The 10209-nt window shown below is 66.9% G+C and carries 11 protein-coding genes; 4 read left to right on the top strand and 7 right to left on the bottom strand.

The window, feature by feature from the left end:
- Nucleotides 1–20: 20 nt before the first annotated feature.
- Both BZF59_RS06200 and msrB read right to left on the bottom strand, forming a co-directional pair.
- On the bottom strand, nucleotides 21–2213 hold the full coding sequence (locus tag BZF59_RS06200; protein WP_086607361.1) for a transglycosylase domain-containing protein: 2193 nt from the start codon (nucleotides 2211–2213) through the stop codon (nucleotides 21–23).
- A 123-nt stretch (nucleotides 2214–2336) separates the two neighbouring features.
- The gene (gene msrB / locus BZF59_RS06205) at nucleotides 2337–2741 is read right to left on the bottom strand and encodes a peptide-methionine (R)-S-oxide reductase MsrB (protein WP_086607362.1); all 405 of its coding nucleotides are present in this window, start codon (nucleotides 2739–2741) and stop codon (nucleotides 2337–2339) included.
- Nucleotides 2742–2851: 110 nt separating this feature from the next.
- On the opposite strand from msrB, the gene BZF59_RS06210 reads away from it, so the two are divergent.
- Entirely contained in the window at nucleotides 2852–3052 is a 201-nt protein-coding gene (locus tag BZF59_RS06210) for a hypothetical protein (RefSeq protein ID WP_086607363.1), read from the top strand.
- 33 nt (nucleotides 3053–3085) lie between these two features.
- Here the strand turns inward: BZF59_RS06210 and BZF59_RS06215 are convergent, their stop codons facing one another.
- Entirely contained in the window at nucleotides 3086–3754 is a 669-nt protein-coding gene (locus BZF59_RS06215; protein WP_086607404.1) for a glutathione S-transferase family protein, read from the bottom strand.
- A gap of 76 nt (nucleotides 3755–3830) precedes the next feature.
- On the bottom strand, nucleotides 3831–4223 hold the full coding sequence (locus BZF59_RS06220) for a hypothetical protein (RefSeq protein ID WP_086607364.1): 393 nt from the start codon (nucleotides 4221–4223) through the stop codon (nucleotides 3831–3833).
- Between the two features lie 110 nt (nucleotides 4224–4333).
- Between BZF59_RS06220 and BZF59_RS06225 the strand changes: the two genes are divergently transcribed.
- Nucleotides 4334–4723 carry a VOC family protein gene (locus tag BZF59_RS06225; protein ID WP_086607365.1) on the top strand — a complete coding sequence of 130 codons (390 nt, stop codon included), beginning with the start codon at nucleotides 4334–4336 and terminating at the stop codon, nucleotides 4721–4723.
- 130 nt (nucleotides 4724–4853) lie between these two features.
- On the opposite strand, the gene metW is transcribed toward BZF59_RS06225, so the two are convergent.
- Together metW and metX are read right to left on the bottom strand one after the other, a co-directional pair.
- Entirely contained in the window at nucleotides 4854–5441 is a 588-nt protein-coding gene (gene metW / locus BZF59_RS06230; RefSeq protein ID WP_086607366.1) for a methionine biosynthesis protein MetW, read from the bottom strand.
- The gene (gene metX, locus BZF59_RS06235; protein ID WP_086607367.1) at nucleotides 5438–6538 is read right to left on the bottom strand and encodes a homoserine O-acetyltransferase MetX; all 1101 of its coding nucleotides are present in this window, start codon (nucleotides 6536–6538) and stop codon (nucleotides 5438–5440) included. The genes metW and metX overlap by 4 nt, the downstream gene beginning before the upstream one ends.
- A 108-nt stretch (nucleotides 6539–6646) precedes the next feature.
- On the opposite strand from metX, the gene BZF59_RS06240 reads away from it, so the two are divergent.
- Together BZF59_RS06240 and BZF59_RS06245 are read left to right on the top strand one after the other, a co-directional pair.
- Nucleotides 6647–7744 (top strand): pyridoxal phosphate-dependent aminotransferase, encoded by a 1098-nt coding sequence (locus BZF59_RS06240; protein ID WP_086607368.1) that lies wholly within the window; start codon nucleotides 6647–6649, stop codon nucleotides 7742–7744.
- Nucleotides 7741–8649 carry a prephenate/arogenate dehydrogenase family protein gene (locus BZF59_RS06245; protein ID WP_086607369.1) on the top strand — a complete coding sequence of 303 codons (909 nt, stop codon included), beginning with the start codon at nucleotides 7741–7743 and terminating at the stop codon, nucleotides 8647–8649. Before BZF59_RS06240 ends, BZF59_RS06245 begins: the two co-directional genes overlap by 4 nt.
- Nucleotides 8650–8753: 104 nt before the next feature.
- Here BZF59_RS06245 and BZF59_RS06250 read toward each other — a convergent pair whose 3' ends face one another.
- The gene (locus tag BZF59_RS06250) at nucleotides 8754–10130 is read right to left on the bottom strand and encodes an IS1182 family transposase (protein WP_086606213.1); all 1377 of its coding nucleotides are present in this window, start codon (nucleotides 10128–10130) and stop codon (nucleotides 8754–8756) included.
- Between the last annotated feature and the right edge of the window lie 79 nt (nucleotides 10131–10209).

Here is a 10209-nt window from a genome sequence, read left to right on the forward strand (position 1 = left end):
TGACCGCGCTATTGATCGCGTTACTGATCTCCGGGCTTGATCGCAGGCTGCGGCGGCGGACGACGCGGCGGGTCGCGCTGCGGGTCTCGTTGGGGGCGGGGGTTCTGCGGCAGCGCACCGCCGGTCGCCTGTTCGAGGAACTCCTCGCTTGCCGCAGGGGGTGCATTGGCCCCGCGCTCGCCGTCAGGGCCGAAGGGGTCCGGCCCGGTTTCGCGCGTGCCGGGCTCGACCATGTTGCCCTGTTCGTCGATGTAGTAATAATCGTCCGGGCTGCCGAACATCGCTTCCTCGTCGGGCTCCAGCTGCCATTCGGGCAGGTTGAGCGTGACGTCGAATTCCTCGACCGGGCGGCTCTTGACGGCATAGCGCATATAGGCGGCAAAGGCCTGTGCGGGGGCGCGGCCGCCCTGGAGGCCGGGGACGGGCTTGGCATCGTCGCGGCCCATCCACACGCCAGTGGTGATCCCGCTGGAAAAGCCGATGAACCAGCCATCCTTGTTCGACGAGGTGGTGCCGGTCTTGCCCGCCACCGGCCGCCCGATCTGCGCCGCGCGGCCGGTGCCGGTCTGCACCGCAGCTTGCAACAGATCGGTTATCCCGGCGACGACATAATCGGGCACCTGCGGCGAGGGGCGCACCTCTTCGTGACGGTAGAGCACCTCGCCATCCGCGCCGGTCACCTTGGTGATACCATAGGGCTGGACCGCCGAACCCTTGGCCGCGATCCCGGCGAAGGCCTGAGTCATCTCGATCACCCGCATCTCCGAGGCGCCCAGCACCATCGAGGGGTTGGTGTCGATCTTGGAATTCACCCCGAACCGCCGCGCCATCGAAGCGACCGTGCCGAACCCGACCTCGTTGCCGAGCTGCGCCGCGACCGTGTTGATCGAGAAGGCGAAGGCGGTGCGCAGATCGGTCTCGCCCACGTTGCGCCCGTTGGAGTTGCGCGGGCTCCAGCCGCCGATGGTCACCGGCGTGTCGTTGACCTTGTCCTCGGGGGTGTATCCCGCCTCGAGCGCCGCGAGATAGACGAACAGCTTCCACGCCGACCCCGGCTGGCGCAGCGCGGCGGTGGCGCGGTTGTAGTTGCTGGCGACGTAATCCGTGCCGCCCACCATCGCGAGGATCGCGCCGTCACGGTCGAGGCTGACCAGCGCGCCCTGCGCCCCGTTCGGAGTGTTCGCCTCGATCGCGGCGGTCGCGGCGCGTTGCATCCCGACATCGAGCGTGGTCCACACCTCGATCGGCTCGTAGGTTTCGGGCAGGATGATATCGAGCTGCGGCAGCACCCAGTCAGTGAAGTAGCGCACCGAATTCTGCCCGGCGTCCTGCTTCAGCTGCACAGTGCCGACATCGACCTGCGCCTGATCGGCGGTGATGTAGCCCTGTTCCTGCATCAGCTTCAGCACCACCTGTGCGCGGTCGACCGCGGCCTGCACGTCGGCGGTGGGCGAATACTGGCTGGGGGCCTTTACCAGCCCGGCGATGATCGCGGCTTCCTCGACGCTGAGCTCGCTCGCCGGGTGGCTGAAGAATTTGCGGCTGGCGCTGTCGATGCCGTAGGCCCCGCCGCCGAAATAGACCTTGTTGAGATAAAGCTCGAGGATCTGCTCCTTCGAGAACTTCCATTCCAGCGCCATCGCCAGCACCGCCTCGCGCGCCTTGCGGTCGGGGGTGCGGTTGTTGTTGAGGAACAGGTTGCGCGCGAGCTGCTGGGTGATGGTCGAGGTGCCGCCGATGCGCGAGCGTGATCCTGTCACCCATTCCACCACCGCACCGGTCAGGCGCACCGGATCGACCCCGAAGTGCGATGTGAAACGCTTGTCCTCCACCGCGACCATGGCGTTGGTCATGGTCTTGGGGATTTCGCCATATTCGAGCCATTCGCCGAAGCTCGGCCCGATCTCGACCAGCTCGCGCCCGTCGCGTGCGCGCACCACGATAGTCTGGCCCGACTGGGTCGCCTTGAGGGTGCCGTAATCGGGCAGCGAGGAGGCGGCAAAGCCGACCGCGAAGGCCAGCACCACCAGGCCCAGAACCGCCAGCGCGCCGCCCCACAGGAACAACCGCTTCAGCCACACCCGCCAGCGCGGCGGGCCTGCGCCTGGCCCTTTGGGCGCAGCATCAGGGGATGGCGCGGCATTGCGCTCGGCCGCCGCCCGGCGGGAACCGCGCGCGCCTTTGTTCTGCAACTGCTCACCCCGTCTCGACATTCAGCCTGCCCATCCAAAGCCCCCCGGCGAAGGGGCAGCAAAACGCCCCTGTGCATAGGGAAGTTCTAACCGGGGGTGAACCCGCAAGCACACCGATCTCCCCCGCCATGACGGCGCATTGGCTCAGCTGTCGGCCGGGGTGAAGATCAGCGCGGCGGAATTGATGCAGTAGCGCAAGCCCCCCTGCTCGGGCGGGCCGTCGGGAAAGACGTGGCCCAGATGCCCGCCGCACTTGCCGCAGCGCACTTCGGTTCGGACCATGCCGTAGCTGACGTCGCGGTGCTCTTCGATCACCTCCTCGTCGGCGGGCTTGGTGAAGGCGGGCCAGCCACAGCCGGAGTTGTACTTGGCGGTCGAATAGAACAGCTGCGTCCCGCAGGCGGCGCAGTGATATTCACCCTCGTCATAGAACTTGTCGTATTCGCCGGTGAAGGCGCGCTCGGTCCCGGCCTCGCGCAGGATATGATACTGCGTCGGGGTAAGCTTCTCGCGCCATTCGGCGTCGTTCAGTTCGAGCTTGTCCATCATGCCATCTCCCGGATGCGCCTGTCTGGCGTCACGGTAACCATATGGCCCCTTGCGGGCGCGGGGCAAGTCTGACAGCTTGCTATGGGCCGATAAGCACGGGGGAAATTGCCATGCAAGACAACAAGACGCCCGTTACCGTTCTGCGCGTTCTCAGCATGATGCTATTCGTTTTGGCTCTCGCTGTTCTGGGAGCCCGGATGTTTGCCGGGATCGACGTTCCGCTGCCGACGATTCTGGGGCTGGTTACGGTCGGGTTCGCCGTGCTGACGGTAGCCCAGTTCAATGCCAACAAGGCCAAGAACAAGGATTAGGTTGCGGACCGCGCGCGCCGCGCCGTGCGCCCCTTATCCGTCCAGCAAAGCGTAATGCGCAGGCGGCTTGATCGTCTCCATCCGCTCTGTGAGCAGCGGGCGGAAGCTCGGGCGGCTCTTGAACACGGCGTACCAGCCGCGCGACTGTTCGTGCCCGGCCCAGTCGATCCCGCCGAGGTAATCGGCGACCGAAATCTGCGCGGCGGCGGCCAGATCGGCGAGGCTCATGGTCGATCCCGCCACCCACGGACGGTTGTCGATCAGCCAGTCGAGATAGTCGAGATGCCCGTGCGCCATCTTCATCGCGTTGCGCAGCGCGCCGCTGTCGGGCGGCTGGCGCAGGATCCGCTTCTTCATGCGCTCTGACAGCAGGGGCGCAGTGACATCGGCGTAGAAATTCTCGTCGAACAGCGCGACCAGCCGCCGGATTTCGGCGCGCTGGGTGGCGGTGCCGTTGATCATCGGATTGCGCTCTACCGTCTCCTCGAAATATTCCGCGATCGCGCGACTATCGGGGATGACGATGTTCTTCTCCGGATTGACGATCACCGGCGTGCGCCCGGCCGGGTTCAAATTGAAGAACATGTCCGAGGCCGACCACGGGTCCTCGCGCAGCAGATCGAAGGGGATGTTCTTCTCGCTCAGCAGCAGCCGGATCTTGCGGCTGAAGGGGCAGAGCGGGAATTGATGGAGTTGCCACATGGTGGCCATTCCATGCCCCATCTGCCGCAGCGAATCCAGCGGGTCGCGCGGCGGGTGCGGGGATATGTTGCCGGATTTACAGCCCTGCGGCGGACTTCATCAACTCGCAGGCTGGCATCATCTGCGCGACCCGCTGTTCGCCCTCGGGGCCGTTGTTGCTTTCGACCCCCCTGGCGGCAATCATCACGATGTTTTCGCGCGTCAGGCCTGTGTCCATCAGCTGCGCCATCACCCGCACGAAGAATTCGCGCCCGCCGCTGGCGGTGACCTCGGGATAGCCCGCGCCGCGCGGATCGCCCGCCTTCTGCCACTGGCCGATGGTGGCATAGGCTACCGCGCAGCGCGCGGCAGCCGCGTCGGCGACGGGAAGCTCCTCGATCGTGATGGTCTCGGCGGGCGGCGGCGGGGCGGCAGCCGGCGGCGGAGCATCCTGAAGCGCGAGCGCGGCGGCGAAAAGGGGCATGAGCATGGCCTCTCCTATGCCCTGCCACCTGAACCTGTGGCTACCGAAATCCACGTTGCGGGTGCGGGCGATCCGTCCTAATCCGCAACCTGTCTTATGAGAGGAGACGCAATTCCATGTTCAGTCACATCATGATCGGGACCAGCGATTTCGATCGCGCCAAGGCCTTCTACGACACCGTGCTCGCCACGCTGGGCGCGGGGCCGGGGATGATCAACGTCGCCGCCACCGGGCACAAGCGCGCCTTCTGGATGCACAATGGCGGGATGTTCTCGATCAGCGAGCCGATCAACGATCAGCCCGCGACCTGCGCCAACGGATCGACCGTCGGCTTTGCCTGCGACAGCCTCGAGCAGGTGCAGGCCTTCCACGATGCAGCCGTGGCGGCGGGCGGAAAGTCGATCGAAGATCCCCCGGGCCCACGCACCGGCGCGATGGGAACGCTGAACCTCGGCTACGTGCTTGATCTCGACGGGCACAAGCTGTGCATGCTGCACAGGGCTTGATGTGAAGGGGTCACTGGCGTGACCCCTCAGACCTCCCGCCCCACCTCCCCGCCCGGCCACCATAACATAGTGGTACTATTGGTGGCCGGGCGGGGAGGTGGGGCGGGAGGTCTGCGCCACCGAAGGTGGCTCATCTACTCAATTCGAACACAGCAAACTCGGCGCGCCAGTTAGCCGCTGGCGCGCCGATCTGCTTCTCGTTCGAGAAGAACCACGCGCGTTCGATCCGCGCGCCTTTCAGCTTAGCAAGGTCGCGAAAGTCCTCGACCGTGACGTGGTGGATGTTCTCGGTCTCATACCAGCTGACCGGCAGCGCCCGCGTCACCGGCATCCGCCCGCCCAGCAGCAACGCCGCGCGGGTGCGCCAGTGGGCGAAGTTGGGAAACGAGACGAAGGCGCGCCGGCCGACGCGCAGCAGCTCGTCGAGCATCAGGTCGGGCCGGGTCGCGGTCTGGAGCGTCTGGCTGAGGATCGCGTAATCGAACGCCTTGTCGGGGTAGTTGGCGAGGTCGAGATTGGCATCGCCCTGCACCACGCTGAGACCGCGCGACACGCAGCGTTCCACCAGCGCGCCGTCGAGCTCCATCCCGCGCGCATCGCAGCCGCTTGTCGCTTCCAGCTCCGCCATCAGCGCGCCGTCCCCGCAGCCGATGTCGAGCACCCGGCTGCCGGGCGTCACATGCGCGGCGATCGCAGCGAGGTCGGGGCGCAAGCTCATTCCACAAACCCCTTCACCACCCGGTCAAGCTGGTCGTGTTCGAGCAGGAAGCTGTCATGCCCGTGCGGCGCGGACAGTTCCACGAAGCTGACCTTCGCCCCCGCTGCATTCAGCGCGTGGACGATGTGGCGGCTTTCGGCGGTGGGGTAGAGCCAGTCGGTATCGAAGCTGACGAGGCAGAACCGCGCCTGTGTGCCTGCAAAGGCATCGGCCAGCTTGCCGCCATGCTCCTCGGCGATGTCGAAGTAGTCCATCGCGCGGGTGATGTAGAGGTAGCTGTTGGCGTCGAACCGCCGGGTGAAGCCGCTGCCCTGATACCTGAGGTAGCTTTCCACCTGGAACTCGGCGTCGAAGCCGAAGCCCTTGGCCTCGCGGTCCTGCAGGCGGCGGCCGAACTTCTCGGTCAGCCCCGCTTCGGAAAGGTAGGTGATATGCGCCGCCATCCGCGCCACGGCGAGGCCGTTGTCGGGCCGCGCGTCGCTCGCGTAGTAATCGCCCTCGGCCCATGCGGGGTCGGCCATGATCGCCTGTCGCCCGACTTCATGGAAGGCGATGTTCTGCGCGGAATGGCGCGCGGTTGAGGCGATCACCAGCACGCGGGCGGCGCGCTCGGGCCAGTTGGCGGCAAGGCTCAGCGCCTGCATCCCGCCCATCGACCCGCCGACGACGGCGTGGAGCTTCTCCACCCCCAGCCCGTCGAGCAGCGCGACAAGCCCGCGCACCATGTCGCGGATGGTGATGACGGGGAAGCGCATCGCGTAGGGAGCGCCGTCGGGCGCGAGGCTGGCGGGGCCGCTCGATCCCATGCAGGAGCCGATGACATTCGCGCAGATCACGAAGTGGCGGTCGGTGTCGATCGGCTTGCCCGGCCCGACCATCCGCTCCCACCACCCCGGCTTGCCAGTGATCGGATGCGGGCTGGCGAGGTACTGATCGCCGGTCAGCGCATGACACACCAGCACCGCGTTGCGCTCGTCCGCCGCCAGCGTCCCATAGGTCTCGTAGGCGATCTCGCAGCCTTCCAGCGCCTGCCCGCTGTCGAGCGGCAGGGGGTGCGGGACTTTGTAGACCGGGGAGACAGGCGGAGCGGCGTTCATTGGCCGTGCGACTTGGGGTAGCCCCCCGCGCGTGTCAATCGGCACCGCAGGCGCCCGCGCGTTTTCGCGCTGTATTCGCACCCGCAAACTGGCTATCGCGCACGTCCGATGTCGAGACCCGAACCCAAACCCTGGATCAGCGCGATCCACGCCTATGTCCCCGGCAAGTCCAAGTCGGCGAGCGGCAAGCCGCTGGTGAAGCTGTCGGCCAACGAGAACCCGCTGGGCTCCAGCCCTGCGGCGCTCGCGGCGCTGGCCGAGGGGCACGTGGCCGCCGACTACCCCGATCCCGATGCGCGGGCTTTGCGGGAGGCCATCGCTCAGGTTCACGGCCTCGACCCGGCGCTGATCGTCTGCGGCACCGGCTCGGGCGAGCTGCTGCACTGCGCGGTGCAGGCGCTGGCCGGGCCGGGGGACGCGGTGGTGATGTCGCGCTACTCCTTCTCGCTCTACCCGCTGCTGGCGCAGAAGGTCGGGGCCACGCCGGTCTTCGCCGAGCCCGAGGGCCACGGTGCCAGCGTCGACAACCTGCTTGCCGCCGTCACGCCAGCGACCCGCGTGGTGCTGCTCGACAACCCCAACAATCCCGTAGGCACCTTCCTGCCGCCCGCCGAGGTCGCCCGCCTCCACGCCGGGCTGCCTGCCGACGTGCTGCTGGTGGTCGACGAGGCTTACGGCGAATATGTCGACCCCGCCTTCCAGACTCAGGCCTTCGCCCTCGCGGCGAAGCACGAGAACGTGCTGGTCAGCCGCACCTTCTCCAAGGCCTATGGCCTCGCCTCGGAGCGGGTCGGCTGGGTCACCGGCTCGGCGCATCTGATCGATCTCGTCAACCGCCTGCGCGGCGCGTTCAACGTCTCGGTGAGCGGACAGAAGGCCGCGCTCGCCGCGCTGGGCGATCAGCAATTCGTCGAACGCAGCCGCAACCACAATGCGACGGAGCGCCAACGACTGGCCGATGCCATCGCGATGCTCGGCAACCACGGTATCTCCACCAGCCCCAGCGAAGCCAACTTCCTCCTCGTCCATTTCGAGGGCGACGTGACCGCCACCCAAGCGCTCGACGCGCTGGCCGAAGCCGGATACGCCGTCCGCCACCTGCCCTCGCAAGGCCTGCCGAACAGCCTGCGCATCACCATCGGCACCACCGCAGCGACAAGCGACGTCATCGCCACGCTGCGCCAGCTGTGCGGAGAGGCGGCATGACCATCCGCTCGCTCGCGATCATCGGCCTCGGCCTGCTCGGCGGGTCGATCGGGCTCGCGACCAAGGCGCGCGCGCCGCACATCGCCACCACCGGCTGGGACCGCGACCCCGCCGTCCGCGCGCGGGCCGCCGAGCGCGGGCTGGCGGACACCATCGCCGATACCCCCGAGGCCGCCGTGGCGGGTGCCGACCTTGTGATCCTGTGCGTCCCCGTTGGCGCGATGGGCGAGGCGGCGCGGGCCATTGCCCCGGGCCTGAAGCCCAACGCCATCGTCAGCGACGTCGGCTCCTCCAAGGCCGCGGTCGCCGCTGCGCTGGCCGAGGCGCTGCCGCAGGCCACCATCATCCCGGCCCACCCCGTCGCTGGCACCGAGCAGTCCGGGCCGGACGCGGGCTTCGCCACCCTGTTCGCGGGCCGCTGGTGCATCCTCACCCCGCCCGAGGGCTGTGATGCAGGCGCGCTTCAGGCCCTGTCGGACTTCTGGACGCAGCTCGGCTCCAAGGTCGAGCTGATGGACGCCGCGCACCACGATCTCGTGCTCGCCGTCACCAGCCACATCCCGCACCTTATCGCCTACACCATCGTCGGCACCGCCAGCGATCTCGAGGACGTGACGCAGAGCGAGGTCATCAAGTACTCAGCGGGCGGTTTTCGCGATTTCACCCGCATCGCCGCCTCCGACCCGGTGATGTGGCGCGACGTGTTCCTCAGCAACAAGGGCGCCGTGCTGGAGATGCTGGGGCGCTTCACCGAGGATCTCACCGCAATGCAGCGCGCGATCCGATCGGCCGATGGTGACGCTTTGTTCGACCTCTTCACCCGCACCCGCGCGATTCGCCGCGCGGTGATCGAACAAGGCCAGGACGACGAACGCCCCGATTTCGGCCGCGAACACGGGGATTGAAGGGCGGCGGCTTTGGCCTGTTTCCAGCCGATTGTGTTGAAAAACCCGGCGCTGAGATCGGCGCTGGCGCGAGCCTGAGCGGCGCTCTGAGGCTTCGCCCCCGCTTATGCGGGGGCTGTGGTGGCTGGCATGGGGATCAGCTTGGCCATTTTCCGGAGGTTTTGGGCGGTGGCTGCGAGGAGGAACTCGTCTCTTGCGCCGTTTGGACCTCGCAGGCGCAGGCGATCCATCCTGAGGATGCGCTTGAGGTGCGCGAACAGCATCTCGACCTTCTTGCGCTGGCGGCGCGAGACCAGATAGGCGTCGGTCGTGGCGATATCGCGGGCCAGATCACGGGCGCCCTCGTGGACTGAACGCAGGATCTTGCGCGCTGGTTGGGTCGGGCAACAGCGCGGCTTGAGAGCGCAGGCACTGCAGTCGAGCTTGCTGGCGCGGTAACGCAACATGCCGTTCTCATCGACGAACGGACGTTCCTCGCGATAGACCTTCTGCCTCTGGCGCAGCCGCTTGCCAGCAGGGCAGATATAGCTGTCATCCTCATGGTCGAAGGTGAAGGCCGAACGCTCGAAGGTATCATCGCGGCGGGCAGACTTGTCGAACACAGGGATGTGCGGCTCGATGCCGCGCTCCTCGACCAGCCAGGACAGGTTCCTTGCATCGCCATATCCGGTGTCGCCCACGAGCCGCTCGGGCCAGAGGCCGAAGCGCTCCTGCGTCCGGTCGATCATGCGGCGCTGGGCGGTCACCTCGGCCTGACGGATGGCGGTGGTCGCCTCGACATCGACGATCACTGCGTTCTGGAGATCAATGAGGTAGTTGGTGGCATAGGCGAAGAAGGCACGCTCGCGGCTTGCCGCTGTCCAGCGTGCGGCCGGATCGGCCACCGCCAACTGCTTGGGCGGCACCGGGGTTGCGCCCCCGAAGGCCGCATCGTCGAGCACAGCCAGATACTCGCGAACGGCATGGCTGGTGGCCGGGTCCGGCAAGCCATCGGCCTGATCGACGGCATGCTGGCGGTTCACATCGGCGCGCACGAGGCTGCCATCGACCGCGAACCCTTCACCGCCGACCAGTCCTTCGGCGATGCAGCGCGCCACGGTCGTCTCGAACAGCTGGCGCAGCAGATCACTGTCGCGGAAGCGACCGTGACGGTTCTTCGAGAAGGTCGAGTGGTCGGGCACATCGCCTTCCAGCCCCAGGCGGCAGAACCAGCGATAGGCGAGGTTGACATGCACCTCCTCGCACAGCCGCCGCTCGGACCGGATGCCCATGCAGTAGCCGATGATCAGCATCCGGATCATCAACTCGGGATCAACTGACGGTCGTCCGGTCGAGCTGTAGAAGGGACGCAGATGTTCGCGAATGCCCGACAGGTCGACGAACCGATCGATCGAGCGCAGCAAATGATCCTGCGGAACATGCCGCTCCAGGTTGAAGCTGTAGAACAGGGCCTCCTGCGCCACCGTCCGCTCACCCATCATCCGACCGTCTCCGCTTGTCTGCCAAGACATAGAATCAATACTTTAGCCCGATTGCAAGGAGGAGTTTTTCAACACAATC

The sequence above is a fragment of the Erythrobacter donghaensis genome (assembly GCF_002155425.1).
GTDB lineage: Bacteria > Pseudomonadota > Alphaproteobacteria > Sphingomonadales > Sphingomonadaceae > Erythrobacter > Erythrobacter donghaensis.